This is a genomic window from Corynebacterium sp. 335C (genome assembly GCF_053525695.1).
Map to the genome: position 1 here is coordinate 1 of NZ_JASTTB010000003.1, position 19,798 is coordinate 19,798.

Below are 19,798 nucleotides of genomic sequence, written 5' to 3' on the forward strand. Positions count from 1 at the left end.
CCGACAATTTAAATTTCATGTAGGAGAGGCGGAAGCCGGTCGTTGCGACTGGTTTCCGCCTCTCCTCTTTCGCATGCCCGGACCCATGCGGGCCGGCTGCCGTCGGGGTATTTTCACGGGGAACACCACCGCCGCCGCCTCCGGAGGACGCCGATGACCGTTGGGCTGGTCTTCTTCCTGTTCACCGTGTGCTGCGCGATCGGATGCATCGTCGCTGCCGTCTGGAATGTCGTCGAGTAGCGGTGGGTCCGTCGCAACAGGGTCGCCACCTGCGCGATCGCCGTGCGGGTGAGGTCGTAACGCGATTCCGACGGTGACCTTATCTACGAGAGGATGCACACCTACCTGGACATGCACGGCAACCCGCACGAAGACTGGGGCGAACGGGCGCCATACGAGATCGAGCCGGGGAGCCGGCCGACGTCGTCTACTACGACCGCGAATACCCGCACGGGCCCCTCCCGACGAGCCCCCGCGCGCACATCCTCCATTCGTTCCTCTGCGTTGTCTTCGCCCTCTTCTTTCTGGCCCTCGGCGCGTACATGCTCTGCACCACCTGAGTGCACGGGAACCGCCGGAAAGCATCCTTTCGGATGATTCGTGGATTCCGCCCCGGCACTACCCTTGGGGGCATGCGCAAGATCTTCATCGCCGCCGCCGTCTACCTGGGCCTCGGCCTCTTCGCCGGGGTCTTCTACCGCGAGTTCACCCGCGCCGCCGACGCACTCGGGTCCACGACCCAGCTGAACACCCTGCACACCCACCTGCTCGTGCTCGGCGTGTTCTTCTTCCTGATCGTCCTGTGCCTCGAGCGCCTGTTCCAGCTGACCGCCCACACGTGGTTCAACGGCTGGTTCATCTTCCACAACGTGGCGCTCGCCTGGACCATCGGCATGATGGCCGCCAACGGCATCGTCCATGTCACCGGCAACGCCGACTCGTGGACGGCGATGTGGTCCGGCATCGCGGGCATCGGCCACATCCTGCTCACCGTGTCGTTCATCATGTTCTTCGTCATGCTGGGCAAACGCCTGAAGGTCGCCGAGCGCGGCGACCGCCGCGCCGCCGCGGCCGCGGCCGGCGCCTGACGCCGCGGCCCGACCCGGCGACAATACCGGCCGTCACCCCGGCCCCATGACCACGGCCCCCGGTCACGCGTCACTGCGCGACACCGGGGGTCGTCCGACGTCCGCGGGCCTCCTCCCGCGGGCGTCCCCTACTCCTCGGCCACCGCGGCCAGCGGAGGCGTCTTCGCCGCGCGATGCCCCGGCCACACGGCCGCCAGGACTCCGACCAGCGCGGACGCGACCAGCATTACGGCGATCTGGCCCCACGGCACGACGATGCGGTCGATGCCTTCGCCGGCCAGCGTCGTCAGGAACGCCCACCCGAACGCCATGCCCAGGAGCGTGCCCGTCACCGCGCCGTAGAGCGCGATCTGCACCGCCTCCAGGCGGATCATGCGGCGGACCTGGCGGCGCGTCATGCCGACGGCGCGGAGCATGCCGATCTCCTGGCGGCGTTCCACGATGGACAGCGCCAGAGTGTTGACGATGCCGAGCACGGCGATGACGACCGCGAGCGCCAGCAGGCCGTAGAGGATGTTGAGCAGCATGTCGAACGCGCCGGCCATGGCGTTGGCGTACTCCTCCCGGTCCTGGACCTGGACGATGAGGTACGGCGCGACCGCGTCCTCCACGCCCGCCCGCACCTCGTCCGCGTCGGCGGCGGGGTCGAGGGCGAGGTAGGCGGCGGTCGTCGGCAGCGGGTTCATGTCCACCTGCGCGGCCTCCAGCGCGTTCGCCGACACCCGCGCGGCGAACTGCGGGTCCTCCGCGATGACGCCGGTGACCGTCACCGGGACGACCCCGGCCTGCGTCGCGACGAGCACCGGGTCGCCCGCGTGCGCGCCGAGCTCCGCCGCCCGGGCGGCCGTGAGGACCACCCCGGCCGCCGGGTCCGCGAGGTTCGCGGAGCCCTCCAGCACGTCGACCGCCTGCCACCGCGCCAGGTCGCCGTCGAAGACGCCGAGCAGCAGCGACGGATCGTGGCCGCCCCGGGTCGGGGGAGGCGGGGGCGCGTCCTGCGTGCCCAGCGCGCCGAACAGCAGCTTCTCCTCGGCGTAGTCCGCTACGCCGGGCACCGCGCGCACGTCGTCGCGCGCGCCCGGCGGGATGTCCTGGCCGGGGCCGCCGAGGCCCGCGGGCGACAGCACGAGGTCGGCGCGGAGGTCGGTCTCGACCCAGTCCGACACGGCCGACTTCATCGACGCGCCGAACATGCCCAGGGTGCTCACCAGCATGAGCCCCAGCGTCAGGGCGAAGGCCGTCGCGGCCGTGCGGCGCGGGGTGCGGCGGGCGTTCGTCGCGGCGATGCGCCCCGTCGCCCGGAACGGCGCGCCCAGCACCGCGCCGGCGGTGCCGACGACCGGGATGGACAGCGCGGGGGACAGCAGCCAGAACCCGGCGACGACGAGGGCCGCCCCGGTGCCGGCGAGCGACGCCCGCGGCCCGGTGTCCGCGTCCTCCATGAGGATTCCGGCCGCGGTGAGCGCCACGCCGAGCGCCGCCAGCACGACGCCGGCGATGGTGCGGACGAGCAGCCCGGCGGCGCCCGTCGCGTCGCCGCCGCGCATCGCCGCCACCGGCGGGGTGGAGCCCGCGCGACGGGCCGGCGCCCACGCCGCCAGGACGGTGATGACCGTGCCCGCGACGACCGGCACCGCCACCGCCCCGGGCGTCACGGCGATGCCGGAGTCGGGCAGGCCGAGGTCGGCGGCCTCCATGCCCAGGAACAGCAGCTTCACCAGGCCGAAGCCCGCGGCGACGCCGAGCGCCGAGCCGATGAGCCCGACGATGGCGGCCTCCGCGGCGACGGACGCGGTGAGCTGGCCCCGGGAGGCGCCGAGGGCGCGCAGCAGGGCGAATTCGCGCATGCGGCGGGCGACGATCATGGAGAAGGTGTTGGAGATGATGAACGCCCCGACGCCGAGGCCGATGAGGCCGAAGGCGGCGAGGAAGTAGTTGAGGAAGGACAGGCCCTCCGACACCGACTCCGTCAGCTGCGCCGCCCGATCGGCGCCGAGGGAGACGTCCAGCCCGGGCTGCGCCGCCCGGATCGCGTCGGCCACCGCCGCGGGGTCGGCGCCGTCGGCGACGTCGACGTGGGCGGCGGTGACGTGCTCGCCGTCGGTGTACCAGGCCAGCCAGTCGGCGCGGTCCAGGTAGACGCCGACCGCGGAGGCGGAGTCGACGTCCGCGGCGTAGAGCCCGTCGACGACGACGTCGGCCCGCGACGCCGGCGTCACCACCGTCACGCGGTCGCCCGGCGAGATGCCGGCGTGCTCGGCGGCGGCGCGGTTGACGGCGACGTGGCCCGGGCCGGAGGGCGCGGAGCCGGCGACGATCTCCGGGGCGCCGCCGACGGCCGTGTCGCCGTACCAGGGCATCGCCTGCGCCGGCGGGCCCGGCGTCTGCACCGGGGCGCCGGAGGGGTCGGTGATGACGATGCCGGACGGCACGGCCGACAGGTTCACCGACGCCACGCCGTCGACGCCGCCGAGCGATTCGGCGGCGGCGATGGTCAGCGGCGCGGACGCGTCGGCGGGGGCCTCCACCACGACGTCGACGCCGTCGTAGGCGGTCGACAGCACCCCCTGGAACGCGCGGTCCAGCGTGGCGGTGAACAGCAGCGATCCGGCGATGAACGCCGTGCCCAGCACGACGGAGACGATGGTGAGGACCAGGCGGCCGACGTGGGCGCGGACGCTGCGGACACCGACGCGGGCCAGGGCGCCGCCGCGCATCACGGCCTCCCCATGGCCGTCATCCGGCCGAGGATCGCGTCGACGTCCGGGTCGCGGAGCTCGCCGTGGACGCGGCCGTCGGCGAGGAAGACGACGCGGTCGGCGCGGGCGGCGGCGACGGGGTCGTGGGTGACGACGACGACGGTCTGGCCCAGCTCGTCGACCGAGGTGCGGAGGATGTCCAGCACCTCGGCGGAGGAGTTGGAGTCGAGGTTGCCGGTCGGCTCGTCGCCGAAGACGACGGCGGGCCGGCCGACGAGGGCGCGGGCGCAGGCGACGCGCTGCTGCTGGCCGCCGGAGAGCTCCGCGGGGCGGTGCCGCAGCCGCCCGCCCAGGCCGAGCCGGCGGACGACCTCGTCGAACCACGCCCGGTCGACCCTCCGCCCGGCGATGTCGAGCGGCAGGGTGATGTTCTCCTTCGCCGTCAGCGTCGGCACGAGGTTGAAGGACTGGAAGACGAAGCCGAGGCGGTCGCGGCGCAGGGCGGTGAGCCCGGCGTCGCCGAGGCCCGTGATCTCCTCGCCGGCGATCCAGGCGCGGCCGGAGGTGGGGGCGTCGAGGCCGGCCATGCAGTGCAGCAGCGTCGACTTGCCGGAGCCGGACGGGCCCATGATGGCGGTGAACTCGCCGGCGGCGAAGGCGACGTCGACGCCGTCGAGCGCGGTGACGGCGGCGTCGCCGCGCCCGTAGCGCTTGGTCAGCGCCTCGGCGCGGGCGGCGGGGGGCTGGAGTCGGCCGGGGCTGCGGGCGGGGCTGGCGGTCATGCGCCCTATGGTCCACCGGCCGCGGCGGCGGGTGCAAGTCCGCGCGGGTCCCGTCGTCACGCTCCCGCGGGTGCGGAGGGTGCGCCGGCCTCGGGGCGTGCGCTGCGGAACACGCGGCGGCGCCCGTCGACGGGGTCGTCGAGGGCGAGCTCGCGGCACAGCAGGCGCAGCGGCCGCGTCGGGTCCTCCGCGTCCTCCGGCAGGACGTCGGGGTAGAGCGGGTCGCCGACGATGGGGCAGCCGAGGTCGTGGAGGTGCAGCCGCAGCTGGTGCGTCCGCCCGGTCAGGGGCCGCAGCCGCCACAGCGCGAGCCCGCCGCCGCGCGGCTCGACGCCCTCGACGACGGTGCGGGCGTTCGGCTCGCCGGGCACGGTGCGGGCCTGCAGCACCCCGCGCGTCTTCTCCTGGCGGGTCGCCAGCTCGCGCGGGGGCGCGGTCGCGGGGGCCGGCGCCAGCGCCTCGTAGCGCTTGACGACGTCCCCCGCCGCGGCGAACAGCCCCTGGTAGGCGCCGCGGCACGCCGCGTCCCGGGTGAACAGCAGCACCCCGGCGGTCAGGCGGTCGAGGCGGTGGGCGGGCACGAGGTCCGGTTCGCCGAGCTCGCGGCGCAGGCGGACGACGGCGGATTCGACGATGTGCACCCCGCGCGGGGTGGTGGTGAGGAAGGCGGGCTTGTCGACGACGACGATGCGCTCGTCGGCGTGGAGTATCGGCATCGGCCCGGCGATGCGGGGCTCCGGGGCGGGGATGCGGTGGAACCACACGTCCGCGCCGGGCCGCAGCACGTCGCCGGGGGCGAGGGCGTGGCCGCGGGCGTCGACGACCTCCCCGGCGGCGAAGCGGGCGGCGACGGCGTCCGGGCCGTCGTCCGGGTGGCGGTGGCGCTGGCCGGCGACGGCGGCGGCGACGAGGTCGAAGGCGGTGACGGGATGGCCGGCTGCGGCGGAGGCGTCGGTGCCGGCATCCGCGGGGACGCGGACGCGGGAGGGGTTGAGGCCGTCGCGGACGGGCAGGGGCGCGCCGCGGCGCCGGCGGGCGCGGCGGGCTGCGCCGGCGGGGCGGGCCGTGTCGCCGGGCGCGGCCCCGGGGGCGCCGGCGGTGCGGGCCGCTTCCTGCGGCGTCGGCTCCGCGGCCTCCGCCGCATCCGGTGCGGCCGGGGCGGTTCCGTCGATGTCGGGCATGGCGGGGAAGTCTAGCCGTTGATAGACAGGGGGCATGTCAACGAAGCGCGTGCCCCTGAACGTCCTCGACCTCGTGCCGGTGTCGGAGGGGATGACACCGGGCGAGGCCATCGCCGCGTCGGCGGAGACGGCCCAGGCGGCGGAGGCCGCCGGCTACTCGCGCTACTGGATCGCGGAGCACCACAACACCGCCTCCGTCGCGTCGTCGGCGACGACGCTGCTCATGGGCCGCATCCTGCAGGAGACGTCGGACATCCGCGTCGGCTCCGGCGGCATCATGCTGCCGAACCACGCGCCGCTGAAGGTGGCGGAGGAGATCGGCACCCTGGAGGCCATGTATCCCGGCCGCGTCGACCTGGGGCTGGGGCGCGCGCCGGGCACGGACCCGATGACGGCGCGGGAGCTGCGCCGCGGCGCCTCCGACGTGGCGGACTTCGCCGCCGACATCCGTGACCTCCAGCGCTACCTCGGCCCCGTGCGGCCGGAGGCCCGCATCATCGCCCACCCGGGGCAGGGGTCGAACACGCCGATGTACGTCCTCGGCTCGTCGACGGGCGGGGCGACGGTGGCCGCGGCGATGGGCCTGCCGTTCGTCATGGCCACCCACTTCGCGCCGTTCCAGCTGGAGGAGGCGCTGGAGGTCTACCGCGGCGGGTTCGACGCCGACGCGCCGACGGCGCAGATCGACCGGCCGTGGGTGATGGTCGCCGCCAACGCGATGGTGCGGGACACGGAGGAGGACGCCCGGTTCCAGTTCTCCGTCTCCCAGCGGATGTTCCTGGAGCTCGGCCGCCGCGGCGGGCGCGGCCCGCTCAAGCCGCCGACGGAGACCCCGCAGGCCGGGGCGTCGCAGATGGAGTGGATGCGCGTCGAGGCGACGCTGCGGCACGCGTACCACGGCACCGCGGAGCAGGTGGTCGACGAGCTCGCGGGCTTCGCGGAGGCGACCGGCGCCGACGAGGTCATCACCGTCACCTACGCCTTCGACCCGGAGGTGCGGCGCGAGTCCATCGCGGCCCTCGGCGAGGCGTGGAACGCGTAGCGCCGCCGGGAGGCGAGGCGTGGAACGCGTTGCGCGGCAGGGAGGCGAGGCCCGTACGCGCGTGGGCCCGCCGGGGCATGCGGCCCGATGTGATCGCCGGCCCCGGATGACGGAAAACATGAGCAAATGCTCATGTGCGGGGGTATTCCATTACAACCTCCATTTGGGGTAGTGACGTCGATTTTGCATGGAGGATGCCCGCCTATCGGGGGTACCCTGGGGGCGAACACCGAATGAACGGGCGCCCCCGCCGGGGGCGCAACAGAGGAGGGACGCTCAGATGCCGAAGCAGAACATCATCGTCTGCGCCGTCGACGGCTCCGACGCCGCGAAGGTCGCCGTCCGCTGGGCCGCGAACACCGCGGTGAAGCGCGGCGTGCCGCTGCGCCTGGTCAGCAGCTACTCGATGCCGCAGTTCCTGTACGCGGAGGGCATGGTCCCCCCGCAGGAGCTGTACGACGATCTCGAGGCCGAGACGATGGAGAAGATCGAGGAGGCCAAGAAGGTCGCCGTCGACTTCATGCCGGACGTCGAGGTCAGCCACCAGATCGAGGAGGGCAGCCCGATCGACATGCTGCTCGATCTCTCCGAGCAGTGCGACATGATCGTCATGGGCTCCCGCGGCCTCGGCGGCCTGTCCGGCATGGTGATGGGCTCGGTCTCCGCGGCCGTCGTCAGCCACGCCAAGTGCCCGGTCGTGGTGGTCCGCGAGGACAACAACGTCACGGAGGAGACGAAGTACGGTCCGGTCGTCGTCGGCGTCGACGGCTCCGGCGTCTCCCAGAAGGCCATCGAGCTGGCGTTCAAGGAGGCCGACGCCCGCGGCGCGGAGCTCATCGCCGTCCACACCTGGATGGACATGCAGGTCCAGGCGTCCCTCGCCGGCCTGTCCGCCGCGCAGCAGCAGTGGCAGGTCGTCGAGGACGAGCAGCGCGCGCTGCTCGGCCGCCGCCTCGCCGGCTGGTCGGAGAAGTACCCGGACGTGCAGGTGACCAAGGTCGTCACCCGCGACCGCCCGGTCCGCGCCCTGTCGGACGCCTCGGAGGGCGCCCAGCTGCTCGTCGTCGGCTCGCACGGCCGCGGCGGCTTCAAGGGCATGCTCCTCGGCTCCACGTCGCGCGCCCTGCTGCAGGCCGCGCCGTGCCCGATGATGGTCGTCCGCCCGGACACCCTGCCGAACTAGGCCCGTCCCGCACGCGCCCCCGCCGCCGGTCCGCCGGCGCGGGGGCGCCGCGCGTTCCGCGGGACCTGCGAGGGGGCGCCGCGCGTTTCGTGCCGCGCGCGCCGGGGCGGCGGACGTCGTCACGCGACTGCGCACGCGACCCCACGTGTTCGCGTGCGTTTCCGCGCCGCGCGATATGCGCGGCGACGGGGATTCCGGGATATTTTCACGGAAAAACGGCTATGCGGACGGTCCGAACATTTGGCCGATTCGTTAGGTCGCCGTAACCTACTTGAACGTCGGTTACCCTATAATGGTGTCCGACGGCCCCGGCGCGGCCCGCCCGGGGCGACGGTAAACGCAGGTCGACGGCGGCATTCCCGCCCGGCCGTGAACGAAAGGTCCCAACCATCATGTGGGCAATCATCATGTGGATCATCGTCGGCGGCCTCGCCGGCTGGATCGCCTCGAAGATCATGGGCACCGACGCCCAGATGGGCCTGGCCCTCAACGTCATCGTCGGCGTCATCGGCGCCTTCGTCGGCGGCTGGCTGCTCGGCTTCCTCATGGACATCAACCTGGGCTCCGGCAACTGGTGGGTGACGTTCTTCACCGCCATCGTCGGCGCCTGCATCCTGCTGTGGATCGTCGGCCTCATCACGAAGAAGCGCTAGACCGCCCCGTCGGATGAGCGGCGGCGCGGCCGCCGAACCAGCGGAGCCCCGCACCCGGACACCGGGTGCGGGGCTCCGCCGCGTCCGGGCCCGCAGGTCCCGCCGGAGCACGGGACGGTACGGGACGGCGCCGGGACCGCGGATCCGCGGCGCATCGGGGGACGGCGCGCGGCGGCGAACCGGGCCCGCCGCGGCCGGGGATGGACGTACAGGTCGGTATCTAAGCTGTATCCTGTTGGGGTACCTGCGAGGCGACGGAAATGGAGAGCACGTGGCAGAGGCGACCAAGTCGGCGAAGAGCGGCCGCCCGACGTCGCGACGCCGCAACCGCCCCAGCCCGCGCGAGCGGCTGCTCGACGGCGCCACGCGCCTGTTCACCACCGAGGGCATCCGCGTCATCGGCATCGACCGCATCCTGCGCGAGGCCGACGTCGCGAAGGCCAGCCTGTACTCCCTGTTCGGGTCGAAGGACAAGCTGGTCATCGCCTACCTGGAGCAGCTCGACCAGCAGTGGCGCGAGGCGTGGGAGAAGCGCGCCGGAGGCGTCGACACGGCCGAGGAGAAGATCCTGGCGTTCTTCGACGTCTGCATCGCCGAGCAGCCCGCCATGGGCTTCCGCGGCTCCCACTTCCAGAACGCCGCCTCCGAGTACCCCAAGCCGGAGACGGAGACCGAGGAGGAGATCCGCGCCACCGTCGCCCGCCACCGCGAGTGGGTCTGGGAGACCCTGCGCACCCTCCTGGCGGACCGCCAGTGTTCGCAGCCGTCGTTGCACGCCAATCAGCTGATGGTGTTCCTCGACGGCGGACTGGCCGGCTCCAAGATGGCCGGCGACCTCACCGCGCTGCAGACCGCGCGCGACCTGGCCCGCGACCTGGTGTACTCCGACCACTAGGCCGCGTTTTTCGCGTCCGGGGCCGTCCCAATCCGGGGCGGCCCCTTTCGCGTGCGCTACCGCCAGCCCTTCGCCGGCGTGTTCATGCGCACGCGCAGTGACGGGCGCGGGCGCCCCGACAGGTGCAGCTGCGCCAGGACCTCCGGCGGCACGTGCTGGCCGGGCATGACGTACTTCGTCGGCGGGCGGGGGCGGCGGCCCGCCTCGGACGGCGGCGGCACCGCGGGCGGCTCGATCCACGTGGCGCCGCCGGTGACGGGCACGGCGCCGGCGGCGGGCAGCTCCAGCCCCGACTGGCCGGAGGGCCGCATGAGGCGGACGATGGCGCGCTTGCGGGCGGCCTCCGCCATGAGGCGCTGCTTCTCCGACGGCGGGCGCGGCCGCAGCTTCTTGCCCTGGCGGGCGGCCTCCTTCTCCGCGGCGCGGTGGCGCCTCTTCGCCTGCCGGTGCCGCCGGCGCTTCGCGGCGGACGGGCCGTAGCGGCCGTGGAGCTCGTCGTTGAGCTCGAGGAACTCCTCCGTCAGCGGCCAGCGGCGGTTGATGACGGCCATCATGATGACCGACTGCGCCACCGTCCACAGGTTGTTGAACACCCAGTAGATGGCCAGCGCCAGCGGCGCCGGGCCGAAGAAGCCCATGAGCAGCGGGAACGCGCCGCCGATCATCGCCAGGATGATGGTCAGGCGCGCGATGCACAGCGACATCGCCGACGACCAGTCCAGGGTCCGCCGCATGCGCAGCAGGGAGTAGGCGAGGTTCGACGTCGTCAGGATCGTCGCGGCGAGGATGAGCGGCACGAGCACCGCCGCCGCCTCGCCGAACGTCGTGCCGTAGCGCTCCAGGTCGAATTCCGGCATGGAGTAGTACACCGGCAGCGGAACGTCGAGGAACCGCGACCCGAGGAAATCCTCCACGTGCGCGTTGTCGAGGAATCCGACGGTGACGCCGGAATGATCCTTCGCCCGCGACATGCGCGCGATCATCTGGTACAGGCCGAGGATCACGGGAATCTGCACCAGCGGCGCGATGCAGCCGGCGCGCAGGGACACGTCGTTGTCCTGGCGGACCTTCTGCTGCGCCCATTTCAGGTAATTGCCGGCGTCGGGGTCGGGGCTGAGGCTCCACTTCTCCTTCAGCCGGTGCAGCTCCGGGCGCAGGTTCGCCATCGCGCGGCCGTTGCGCAGCTGGATCCACGTCAGCGGCGCGACGGCGGAGCGCACCGTCACCACCAGCAGGAACACCGACGCGACCCACGCGATGTCGCGCGGCACGCCGAAGGCGCCGGCGAGCAGCCAGTGCCAGAACAGCATGATCGCCGAGACGGCGTAGACGAGGACGGTCAGCACGGGTCCTCAGCCTAGCCTGCCCCCGGACGCGGCGCGGGGTCGCCCGGGGAGGTGCCGCGGCAGGTGGTGCGGGGTGCGGGGAATGCGCGTGACGACGTCCCCCGCGTGCGGCGACGGCCCCCGCCGGGCGGCGGGGCCGTCGAGGGGGACGGGCGGGCGCGGGGCGGCCCGCCGGGTGAGGGGCTAGTGCGCCGCCTCGTACTTCGCGATGATGTCCTTCGACAGCGCGCCGCGGTCGGCGACGTCGAGGCCCTGGTCCTTCGCCCACTGGCGGATGATGCGGTTGCGGTTGCGGGTCGCCTCGTCGGCGCCGCGCGACTTGCGCTGCGGGGCCTTCGCCGGGGCCTGCGCGTCGACGCGGGCGGCGTCGATGAACGGCTTCAGCGCCTCGTCGAACTTCTCCGCATTGCCCTTCGAGAGATCGATGACGTAATTGCGGCCGCGGTAGGAGAAGCGGATGGTCTCCACCGCATCGTCGGCCAGCGATTCGCCGGTCATGTCGTCGAAATACTGGATGATTTCCTTGCGCCCCATCTTCGGCTCCTCGGACTCCAATCGGATGTTCGCCTTCGTTTTCCGCCATTTTAAATCCGGGAAATGAATTTCGCACATCACGATTTGACGGACCGTGGAAAAAATCCCCGGAAATCGATTCGGGGTCGATTTCCGGGGATTGTCCGCGGCGTCTCGCGGCGTCTCGCGGCGGCCGCTGGGAGCGGCCGCTGGGCGCGGCCGCCGCTAGGCGCGGCGGATGCCCTCGCCGCGGCGGGCGACGAACGTCGCGGCCGTGTGCAGCGGCTGGTCCGGGACGGCCTTGTCCTCGACCAGGCGGTACTCCGCGCGGATGTCGTCCGGGTGGAAGTGGACGGCGACGTAGCCGTGGCGGTCGAATTCGATCCACTGGACGTGGCGGTTCGCGGCGGCCAGCGCGGTCTCCGCCGCGTGGCTGATGGGGTTGTCCTGCGGCAGCTTCACGATGTCGTCGATGTTCGGCGCCGACACGGAGGTGCAGACGATCTCGACGGCGGCGACGCCGTCGGCCGGGTAGCGGCCCGGGGCGTTCGGCACGTCGCACGCCCAGGAGGAGTGGATGTCGCCGGTGAGGAACACGACGTTGTCCAGGCCCTCGTCGCCCATCATCTGGATGACGCGGCGGCGCTCCGCGGCGTAGCCGTCCCACTGGTCGAGGTTGTACGGCATGCCCTCCTCCGGCATGCCCAGCAGCTGGGTGACCGCGCGGGTGGCCTCCGGGTCCATCGGCGGGATGAGCACCGGGGTGAACATGACGGAGTTGCCGACGATGTTCCACTTCGCGTCGGAGGTGCGCCAGCGGCCGGCGAGGTAGTTGAACTGATCCGAGCCGAGGATCGACCGGGACGGGTCGTCCGTCTGCCGCATGTCGGTGAACGACAGCTCCTCGTTGCGGTAGGAGCGCAGATCCAGCATGACGATCTCGGCGAGGTCGCCGAAGCCGAAGTGGCGGTACAGGTGGCCGCCGTCGGCGATGGTGGCCGCGCGGACCGGCAGCCACTCCAGGTACGCCTTCATCGCGGCGTCGCGGCGGGCGTCGAACGGGCCCTCCTCGCCCTCGGTGTGGTTCTCCGCGCCGTGGGCCCAGTTGTTGTTGGCGACCTCGTGGTCGTCCCACGTCACCATCCACGGCTTCATCGCGTGGGCCGCCTGCAGGTCCTTGTCCGTGCGGTACGTGCCGTAGCGCAGGCGGTAGTCGGCGAGGGTGATGATCTCGTGGGCCGGCTGGTGCTCGCGGATGGGGCCGAGCTTCCCGGCGTACTCGTCGACGCCGTACTCGTAGATGTAGTCGCCGACGCACATGACGACGTCGATGTCCGGGTTGTCCGCCATGTCGCGGTAGGCGGAGAAGTAGCCGGACTCCCAGTTCGCACAGGAGGTCAGGGCGATGCCGAGGTGGCCGGGGCTGGCCGACGGGTCCGGGGTGGTGCGGGTGCGGCCCGTGGTGGAGGCCTGGCCGGCGAACGGGCCGTCGGCGACGATGAAGCGGTAGTAGTACCAGGTGTCCGGGGCCAGGCCGTCGGCGTCGACCTTCACCGTGTTGTCGGCCGCCGGGTCGGAGGTGACGGTGGCGCCGGCGACGACATTGGCGAAGCCCTCGTCCGTCGCGACCTGCCAGGCCAGGTTCACCGGGGCGCCGGCCTCCGCGCCGGGCGCGTCCTCCGGGGAGGAGGTGACGCGCGTCCACAGCAGGACCGCGTTCGGCAGCGGGTCGCCGGAGGCGACGCCGTGCTGGAAGACCTGGTGGCCGCCGGCCTCGCCCGGGGCGGCGGGCTGCGGGGCGCCGGGGGCCGGGGCGTTCTCGGCTCCGGCGACGCCGGCGAAGACGGCCCCGGCCGCGCCGGCGGCGCCGAGGGCGCCGCCCGCGCGCAGGACCGTGCGGCGGGAGGGGGCATGGGTGGGGCGCTGGGTGTTCACGAGGCGACATTTTCCCTGGCCAGGTACGGGAAAGACAAACCGGGGGACCGCGAAAACCCCGCAATCCCGGGCCGTTTCCCGAATGTTCATCTGCGCGCAAGGAAAAGTTCCCGGATGCGACGAGGGGCGGCCACCGGATCCCGTGGGGAATCCGGCGGCCGCCCCTCGTGGCGGTCGGTCGCGGGCCGCGGCGGTGTACGTCGTCACGCGCATCCGCGGGCGACCGCGGCGGGCGAACCCGCGCGCGGACGCGGTCGCGGTCCTAGGCGCGGACGCCGAGGTGGCCCATGATCTCCGAGTCCAGGCCGTCGAGCTCCGCGGAGATGGTGCGGTGCGCGCGGCGGCGCTGGTCGGGGGACATGTGCTCCGCGTTGCGGACGGCGGAGACCAGCGTGTCCAGGCGATCGTCGGCGTCGGCGACGAAGCCGGACGGGATGGTGCGGCCGGACTTCTTCAGGTCGGCGAGCGACTCGCGGATCGCCTCGATGCGGGCGCGCAGCGGGGCGCCGTGGCCGGCGAAGCGGGCGGCCTGGGAGCCGGTGACGCCGAACGTGCGGGCCTGGGAGTCCTGGTCGCGGTTCTGCAGCCAGGTGATTCCGCGGTAGAGGAGCGGCAGGGCGACCGGCACCATGACGCGGCCGGAGCCGATCCAGCCGTTGACCTTGTCCTTGGTCAGGCCGGACTGGCGCTGCTGCTCCAGCAGGTTGGCGGCCAGCTTCTCGTGGTGGCGGCGCTTGGCCTTGAGGTCCTTGCGCTCCTGCTTCGCGCCGTTCTTCCGGATCTTCTCGGCGCGCTTCATGGCCTTCGCGTCGAGCTTCGCGCGCTTGCGGTCGCTCTTCACGGTGGCGCGGAGCTCCTGGCGGTGCTCCTTCGCGCGATCCTTCTGGCCCTGCTTGTAGGCCTTCTCCTCGAGCTTCTGCGCGGCCTTCGCCTTCGCCTTGTTCAGCTTCGCCTCCAGCTTGGCCTCGGCCTTGGCCTTGGCCTTGGCGGCCTTGACCTTGGTGCTGGTCTCGCGGCGGCGGTTGAGGATGTCGCCCAGAAAGCTCATGGAAGTCCCGTCCGTTTCGGTTTTTCGGCTGCGTACGTCGCCCACCAGCGTAACCCGCGGAGGTCCCTGCCGTTAGGCTGAGGGCACAGTGAATCCCGAGGATACCCGGCCCCAGCCCGCCGCGCCCTCCCCGGACGGCCGTGTCGCGGCCGACGCGGGGCGGTGCGCGACGCCGTCGTCCGCCGCCGGGTCCGCGGTGGCCGACGCCCCGCGTGACGACGCGACCCTCCCCGCCGCGCCCGTCCTCCGCGGCGCGGAGCTGACCGGCTGCCGCCACCGCCTGGGCCGCCGGCTGCGCGGCGACGCCCCGGACCCCAGGTTCGACCCCGGCCCGTGGGAGGCCGCCGCCCGCCGCCACCGCGCGACGGTGCTGGGGGAGCTGGCGCAGCTGCCCGGCACGGTGACGGTCGCCGACGGCCCGGACGCCGACCTGGACACGCTGGAGGCGCTGGCCGGCGGCGCGGAGCTGGTCGTCGGCGCCGTCCTGCGGGCCGAGGGGCGTGGCGACGTGCCGGCGGAGGAGGCCCGCCCCGACCTGCTGGTGCGCCTCGACGGCGGGGCCGCGCCCACGTACCTGCCGGTCATCGTCGCCGCCCACAAGCTGCTGCGCCGCCGCGGCCCCCGCGACCGCACCCCGGCGGCGACGGTGCTGCCCGTCGCGCGGCTGGGCCGGCCCGGCGTGCTGGGCCGCGGCCTGCGGTCGGCGATGGCCGTCGACGCGGGGCGGACGCTGCGCCACCACGTCTCCGACGCCGTGCGCGCCGGGCAGTCCGCCGCGCTGCTGCACGCCCTCGGGCTGGGCAGCGGCCTGGTCGGCGGCATCGGCGCCGACGCGTCCCGGATGATCGTGCTGGAGGACGGGCCCCGGATCGCCGCCTACCGCCGCGCCCTGCGGGCGGGCCGCGACGTCGCGGACGCCGTCGCCGGGCGGCCGTCGCCCCTGACCCCGGGCGTCCACCCGCTCGCCCCGCGCCGCGTCCGCGAATGCCGCACCTGCGAATACGCCGCGGCGTGCGACGACGACCTCCGCGCCGCCGACGACATCTCGCTGGTCCTGCCCGGCGACCGGGCCGACCGGCTGCGCGACGCCGGCATCGGCACCGTCGCCGCGCTCGCCGGCGCCGACCCGTCCGGCCCCGGCGGCGACGCCGTGCACCTCGCCCGCTTGCTGGTCGCCGGGCTGCCCGCCGCCGTGCGCGACGGCGCCCCCGTGCCCCGCGCCGACGTGGAGATCGACGTCGACGTCGAGGCCTACCCCGGCCACGGCGCCTACCTGTGGGGCGCGTGGGACGGGGAGTCCTATCGGGCGTTCACGGCGTGGACGGCCCCCGGCGCCCCCGGCGCCGACGACGCGCTGTCCCGCGCCTTCGCCCGCTTCTGGGGCTGGCTGACCGCCCGCCGCACCGCCGCCCGCGACGCCGGGCTCACCGTCCGCGTGCACTGCTGGGGCGCCGAATCCGAGAACCACTGGATGCGCGACGCCGCCCGCCGGTTCGGCCGCGACCGGCACCTCGACGAGGACGGCTCGCCCGTCGTCGCCCCCGCGCCCGCCGAGGTCGACGCGTTCCTCCGCTCCGCCGAATGGGCCGACGGGCAACGCGACGCCCGCCGCCTCCTGCTGTCCGCCGAGGGGCTCGGCCTGAAGACCGTCGCCCCGCTCGCCGGCTTCGCGTGGCGCGACCCCGAGGCCGGCGGCGCCGGCAGCCTGCCCATCTTCCGGGTCGCCGCCGGCGCGGACGGCACCCGGGCCGGGGACGCCGCGGCCGCCCGCGAGCTCCTCCTCCGCTACAACGCCGACGACTGCCGCGCCACCGCCGTCGTCCGCGCCTGGCTCGCCGCCGGGCCCGACCTCCCGCACGTCGCCGACCTGCCCGTCCCCCGCTAGCCGCGCCCCCGGAACGCCCCGGCGCCGCCGCGCGCCGCGCCCGGCCGCCCGCCCCGCGCGGCAGGCGGGACGGGGGCGGGGAGGTGACCGTCGTCACGCATCCGTAACACGCGGCTAGCACCCGCGAAATCCGCGGACGGTTATGTGGGCAGCAGGACCCGGGCGGTGGCCTGCGCTGAGCACCGCACGCGACCCCCACCGCCGGACGGGGGCTTCGACGACCAGGTATGCCCGGGAACCGCGCGACCCCCGCGCAGAAGCCCCCCGACGGCGTTGACAGGAGACGACGCCCCATGACCGCCCCCGCCACGACCGACCACGCCCGCCCCCGGCCGGAGCCCCGCCCCGACCACGACGAGGCGCTGGAGGCCCAGGCCCGCCGCGTCCACGAGGACCTCGCCGCCACCGACCCCCGCACCGACTGGTCCGACCCCGACGACGCCGACGTCGCCGTCGCCATCATCGGCGGCGGCCAGGCCAGCCTCTCCCCCGCCTTCGCGCTGCGCCGCGCCGGCGTCGGCTCCGTCGTCGTCCTCGACGACCAGCCCGCCCACCGCGTCGGCTGCTGGGACGACTACGCCCGCATGCACACCCTCCGCAGCCCCAAGCACATGCGCGGCATCGAGCTCGACTGCCCCTCCCTCCACGTCCAACGCTGGTTCGAGGCCCGCTACGGCGCCGAGGCCTGGGACTCCATCGACCTCGTCCCCCGCCTCGACTGGCACGACTACCTGCTCTGGTACCGCGAGGTCCTCGACCTCCCCGTCCGCCACGAGACCCGCGTCGAGGCCGTCTCCGCCCCGCGGCCGAGGGCGGCGCCTTCACCCTGACCCTCGCCGGCGGGGAGACGCTCACCGCCCGCCCGGAGCTGGAGGAGTTCGTCGGGGACATCGCGCTGTGGTCCGACGTCCACGACTGGGCGGAGGGCCCGATGGCCGCGTACCCGTACCTCGGCGACGGTTTCCAGTTCACGCCGAAGGCCGGCGGCCCGGAGCACATCGGGCGCCTGTTCCACCTGTCGACGGGCGCGCGTGCGTCGATGGGCGTCGCCGGCAACCAGCTGTCCGGCATCTACGCCGGCGTCCGCCGCGTGGCGCGCCGCATCGCGACGGACATCACGCGCGAGAAGTGGGCCGGCCTGTACGAGGGCTTCCAGGACTTCCACCACGTGGAGATCACGTCGGTCGCGCCGCACCGCGAGGGCGACGCCCCGTACCCGTCGGGCCCGCGGTACTGACGGGCGCGGGACGGCGGGCCGGCGCGCCCTGTCGCCTGGCCGCCCCGGCCTCTGCCCGCCGTCCCGGCTGACCGCCGGCCTGCCCGTCCGCGCGCGTCCGGCCGCCGACGTGCCCGATCGGCGACTCGGAGCCCGCGCGCCCGGCCGGCCCACCTCCTGACATGGCGCCCCGCAGCATGCCTGCGGGGCGCCGTCGTCATGTCCGGGGCACTCGTGCGTTGTGTGCCATCCTGCCGCCGCGTCGAGGAGCGCGACCTGGGCTTTTGACCACCCGCGCGGCGGATTTCTGGCACGTTCTGCACGAGTGCCCGGCTTCGAGTGCCGCCGGGCCGTTGCCTGACTGCGGCCCGGCCACCGCCCGGCCACCGCCCGGCCGCCGCCTGGTCGCCGCCGGACCCGCCGGACATGCGACGGCGCCCGCATCGCTCGGATGCGGGCGCCGATTTCTGCGGACGGGAGGGCACGGCGGCCGTGACCTGGCGTTACGTGCCGCCGGGCGCCGTCAAGCCCCGGCCGGGCCGGATGGCCGCGGCCCGGCGCTACGCCCGGTCGGCGCCGTCGGCGACGGGCTCCGGGGACTCGCCGGCGCCCGCGCCGCCGGAGCGGGAGGCGTCGTCACGCGACACGGGGCGGGCGTGACCGCGGGCCGCACCATCGGCACCCTCCCGCAGCGACGGGCAGGCGGCCTCGACCTGGTGGCGGGCGTCCTCGGCCATCTCCTCGTCGGTCTCCTCGCGCGGCACGCCGAGCAGCACCACGTTGAGGATGATGGCGGCGAGCGCGCCGGCGGTGATGCCGTCGGGGGCGCGCCAGCGGCCGTCGTCGTCGGTGACGCCGGAGGCGACGAGCTCGCCGGAGGCGTCGGTGAGCTCGAGGGCGACGCCGGCGGCGGTGGCGTCGGCGTTGGCGGCGTTGGCCTCGGCGGGGTCGGCGCCGACGTACTTCGCCAGGCGCAGGCGGTTGATGCGGCGCAGGTGCTCGACGGTCTCGTCCCAGGCGGCGTCGGCGTCGAGGTCGATGCGGTCGCGGATGGCGGCGAGGACCTCGTCGGCGGTGCGGCCCTCGGCGCACAGGAGGAAGACGTGGCCGTGGCGGTCGACGTAGCGCTCGTTGAGGCGGGCGAGTTCGTCGGCGTCGCCGGCGAGGCTGCCGGCGAGGGTGGACTGCTCGCCTTCGGAGCGGGAACCGGCGCGGGTGCGGCCGCCGAGCGGCGGGTGGGCGGCGACGGCTTCGGCGATCTGGACGCGGTCCTGGCCGGCGACTGCGGCGTCGGCGGCCGCGAGCAGCGCGTCGACGGTGGCGTAGGGGCGGCCGGCGAGCATGACGTCGGCCCAGGGGCGGGAGCCGGAGATCTCGGTGAGGTCCTCGGCGAGCGGGCCCGGATCGGCGTCGTTGAGGCGCGCGAGGCCCGGGGGCGCCGCGGCGACCCCGCGCACGGCGACGGCCCCGCCACCGCGGGGAAGCGCGGTGGCGGGGCCGTGGAGACGGGGAGCGCGTCGGCGCCCGCCCGGAGCCGTCCTACTTGGAGGCGGCGGCGTAGCGCTCGGCGACGTCCGCCCAGTTGAAGACGTTCCAGACGGCCTCGACGTAGTCCGCCTTGACGTTCTTGTACTGCAGGTAGAAGGCGTGCTCCCACATGTCCAGCATCAGCAGCGGGGTCAGGTTCGCGGAGATGTTGCCCTGCTGATCCGTCAGCTGCTCGATGACCAGGCGCTCGCCGATGTGGTCGTAGCCCAGGACCGCCCAGCCGGAGCCGTGCAGCGCCAGCGCGGCGTTGGAGAAGTGATCCTTGAACTTCTCGAAGGAGCCGAAGTCGCGGTCGATGGCCTCCGCCAGCTCACCCTCCGGCTTGCCGCCGCCGTTCGGGGACAGGTTCTTCCAGAAGATGGAGTGGTTGGTGTGGCCGCCCAGGTTGAACGCCAGGTTCTTGGACAGGGCGCGGGCCTGATCCTGGGTGATGCCCTCCTCGCGGGCCTTCTCCAGCGCCTCGAGCGCGGCGTTCGCGCCGGCGACGTAGTTGGCGTGGTGCTTGGAGTGGTGCAGCTCCATGATCTCGGCGGCGATGTGCGGCTCGAGGGCGTCGTACTCGTAGTCCAGCTTGGGAAGCTCGTACACGGCCATTGTGGGTGACCTCCTATTGATTGATTCGTCCTTGTGCAGCCCAACTGTACGCAGCCCTGCGATTTATGCAACGTCGTTTGGGCGTAAATGCGGGGTCGTCCGGGCGGTCGCCGGCGGGGTTTTGGCGCGTCGGGGCTGGTCGGGGGCCCGGGGAGGTTTGGCCTATACATGCGCGGAAAATAGTAGATGC

Annotated in this window: 17 protein-coding genes; 8 read left to right on the forward strand and 9 right to left on the reverse strand. The window is 73.9% G+C overall.

Going from position 1 to position 19,798, the window contains the following annotated elements; genetic code table 11:
- Window positions 1-632: 632 nt before the first annotated feature.
- Window positions 633-1,088: a DUF2871 domain-containing protein gene (locus QQS41_RS09935; protein ID WP_448852568.1), complete on the forward strand. Its 456-nt coding sequence runs from the start codon at window positions 633-635 to the stop codon at window positions 1,086-1,088.
- A gap of 128 nt (window positions 1,089-1,216) precedes the next feature.
- Here QQS41_RS09935 and QQS41_RS09940 read toward each other — a convergent pair whose 3' ends face one another.
- The 3 genes from QQS41_RS09940 to QQS41_RS09950 are packed head-to-tail and all read right to left on the reverse strand — an operon-like array spanning window position 1,217 to window position 5,750.
- On the reverse strand, window positions 1,217-3,805 hold the full coding sequence (locus QQS41_RS09940; protein ID WP_448852569.1) for an ABC transporter permease: 2,589 nt from the start codon (window positions 3,803-3,805) through the stop codon (window positions 1,217-1,219).
- Window positions 3,805-4,569 carry an ABC transporter ATP-binding protein gene (locus QQS41_RS09945; RefSeq protein WP_448852570.1) on the reverse strand — a complete coding sequence of 255 codons (765 nt, stop codon included), beginning with the start codon at window positions 4,567-4,569 and terminating at the stop codon, window positions 3,805-3,807. The genes QQS41_RS09940 and QQS41_RS09945 overlap by 1 nt, the downstream gene beginning before the upstream one ends.
- Window positions 4,570-4,625: 56 nt before the next feature.
- Entirely contained in the window at window positions 4,626-5,750 is a 1,125-nt protein-coding gene (locus QQS41_RS09950) for a pseudouridine synthase (RefSeq protein WP_448852571.1), read from the reverse strand.
- Window positions 5,751-5,784: 34 nt separating this feature from the next.
- On the opposite strand from QQS41_RS09950, the gene QQS41_RS09955 reads away from it, so the two are divergent.
- The 4 genes from QQS41_RS09955 to QQS41_RS09970 all read left to right on the forward strand — a co-directional run bounded on the left by QQS41_RS09955 (window position 5,785) and on the right by QQS41_RS09970 (window position 9,523).
- Complete coding sequence (locus QQS41_RS09955; RefSeq protein WP_448852572.1) at window positions 5,785-6,792, forward strand: LLM class flavin-dependent oxidoreductase; 1,008 nt, start codon at window positions 5,785-5,787, stop codon at window positions 6,790-6,792.
- Between the two features lie 280 nt (window positions 6,793-7,072).
- A complete protein-coding gene (locus QQS41_RS09960; protein ID WP_448852573.1) occupies window positions 7,073-7,975 on the forward strand; it encodes a universal stress protein in 903 nt (300 codons plus the stop codon).
- Window positions 7,976-8,367: 392 nt separating this feature from the next.
- The gene (locus QQS41_RS09965; RefSeq protein ID WP_448852574.1) at window positions 8,368-8,628 is read left to right on the forward strand and encodes a GlsB/YeaQ/YmgE family stress response membrane protein; all 261 of its coding nucleotides are present in this window, start codon (window positions 8,368-8,370) and stop codon (window positions 8,626-8,628) included.
- 271 nt (window positions 8,629-8,899) lie between these two features.
- A complete protein-coding gene (locus QQS41_RS09970; protein WP_448852575.1) occupies window positions 8,900-9,523 on the forward strand; it encodes a TetR/AcrR family transcriptional regulator in 624 nt (207 codons plus the stop codon).
- A 56-nt stretch (window positions 9,524-9,579) separates the two neighbouring features.
- Here QQS41_RS09970 and yidC read toward each other — a convergent pair whose 3' ends face one another.
- The 4 genes from yidC to QQS41_RS09990 all read right to left on the reverse strand — a co-directional run bounded on the left by yidC (window position 9,580) and on the right by QQS41_RS09990 (window position 14,365).
- Window positions 9,580-10,869, reverse strand: a complete 1,290-nt coding sequence (yidC, locus tag QQS41_RS09975; protein ID WP_448852576.1) for a membrane protein insertase YidC — start codon at window positions 10,867-10,869, stop codon at window positions 9,580-9,582.
- 183 nt (window positions 10,870-11,052) lie between these two features.
- Window positions 11,053-11,403 carry a histone-like nucleoid-structuring protein Lsr2 gene (locus QQS41_RS09980; RefSeq protein ID WP_448852577.1) on the reverse strand — a complete coding sequence of 117 codons (351 nt, stop codon included), beginning with the start codon at window positions 11,401-11,403 and terminating at the stop codon, window positions 11,053-11,055.
- A gap of 204 nt (window positions 11,404-11,607) precedes the next feature.
- Window positions 11,608-13,317, reverse strand: coding sequence for an alkaline phosphatase D family protein (locus QQS41_RS09985; RefSeq protein ID WP_448852578.1), 1,710 nt, complete (start codon window positions 13,315-13,317; stop codon window positions 11,608-11,610).
- A gap of 262 nt (window positions 13,318-13,579) precedes the next feature.
- The gene (locus QQS41_RS09990) at window positions 13,580-14,365 is read right to left on the reverse strand and encodes a DUF6474 family protein (protein WP_448852579.1); all 786 of its coding nucleotides are present in this window, start codon (window positions 14,363-14,365) and stop codon (window positions 13,580-13,582) included.
- Between the two features lie 88 nt (window positions 14,366-14,453).
- Between QQS41_RS09990 and QQS41_RS09995 the strand changes: the two genes are divergently transcribed.
- The 3 genes from QQS41_RS09995 (at window position 14,454) to QQS41_RS10005 (ending at window position 17,487) form a co-directional block, all read left to right on the forward strand.
- Window positions 14,454-16,250 (forward strand): ribonuclease H-like domain-containing protein, encoded by a 1,797-nt coding sequence (locus QQS41_RS09995; RefSeq protein ID WP_448852580.1) that lies wholly within the window; start codon window positions 14,454-14,456, stop codon window positions 16,248-16,250.
- Between the two features lie 293 nt (window positions 16,251-16,543).
- Entirely contained in the window at window positions 16,544-17,080 is a 537-nt protein-coding gene (locus QQS41_RS10000) for an FAD/NAD(P)-binding protein (RefSeq protein ID WP_448852581.1), read from the forward strand.
- Between the two features lie 101 nt (window positions 17,081-17,181).
- On the forward strand, window positions 17,182-17,487 hold the full coding sequence (locus QQS41_RS10005) for a hypothetical protein (RefSeq protein ID WP_448852582.1): 306 nt from the start codon (window positions 17,182-17,184) through the stop codon (window positions 17,485-17,487).
- A 539-nt stretch (window positions 17,488-18,026) separates the two neighbouring features.
- Here the strand turns inward: QQS41_RS10005 and QQS41_RS10010 are convergent.
- Complete coding sequence (locus QQS41_RS10010) at window positions 18,027-18,923, reverse strand: 2-oxo-4-hydroxy-4-carboxy-5-ureidoimidazoline decarboxylase (protein WP_448852583.1); 897 nt, start codon at window positions 18,921-18,923, stop codon at window positions 18,027-18,029.
- A gap of 82 nt (window positions 18,924-19,005) precedes the next feature.
- Window positions 19,006-19,608 (reverse strand): superoxide dismutase, encoded by a 603-nt coding sequence (locus tag QQS41_RS10015; protein ID WP_448852584.1) that lies wholly within the window; start codon window positions 19,606-19,608, stop codon window positions 19,006-19,008.
- Window positions 19,609-19,798 lie beyond the last annotated feature (190 nt).

Bases quoted from the DNA above. Each gene is read 5' to 3' on its own strand.
- QQS41_RS09940 (WP_448852569.1), bottom strand. From the start codon at position 3,805: ATGCGCGGCGGCGCCCTGGCCCGCGTCGGTGTCCGCAGCGTCCGCGCC.
- QQS41_RS09935 (WP_448852568.1), top strand. From the start codon at position 633: ATGCGCAAGATCTTCATCGCCGCCGCCGTCTACCTGGGCCTCGGCCTC.
- QQS41_RS09945 (WP_448852570.1), bottom strand. From the start codon at position 4,569: ATGACCGCCAGCCCCGCCCGCAGCCCCGGCCGACTCCAGCCCCCCGCC.
- QQS41_RS09950 (WP_448852571.1), bottom strand. From the start codon at position 5,750: ATGCCCGACATCGACGGAACCGCCCCGGCCGCACCGGATGCGGCGGAG.
- QQS41_RS09960 (WP_448852573.1), top strand. From the start codon at position 7,073: ATGCCGAAGCAGAACATCATCGTCTGCGCCGTCGACGGCTCCGACGCC.
- QQS41_RS09980 (WP_448852577.1), bottom strand. From the start codon at position 11,403: ATGGGGCGCAAGGAAATCATCCAGTATTTCGACGACATGACCGGCGAA.
- QQS41_RS10005 (WP_448852582.1), top strand. From the start codon at position 17,182: ATGGCCGCGTACCCGTACCTCGGCGACGGTTTCCAGTTCACGCCGAAG.
- QQS41_RS10000 (WP_448852581.1), top strand. From the start codon at position 16,544: ATGACCGCCCCCGCCACGACCGACCACGCCCGCCCCCGGCCGGAGCCC.
- QQS41_RS10015 (WP_448852584.1), bottom strand. From the start codon at position 19,608: ATGGCCGTGTACGAGCTTCCCAAGCTGGACTACGAGTACGACGCCCTC.
- QQS41_RS09990 (WP_448852579.1), bottom strand. From the start codon at position 14,365: ATGAGCTTTCTGGGCGACATCCTCAACCGCCGCCGCGAGACCAGCACC.
- QQS41_RS09965 (WP_448852574.1), top strand. From the start codon at position 8,368: ATGTGGGCAATCATCATGTGGATCATCGTCGGCGGCCTCGCCGGCTGG.
- QQS41_RS09955 (WP_448852572.1), top strand. From the start codon at position 5,785: ATGTCAACGAAGCGCGTGCCCCTGAACGTCCTCGACCTCGTGCCGGTG.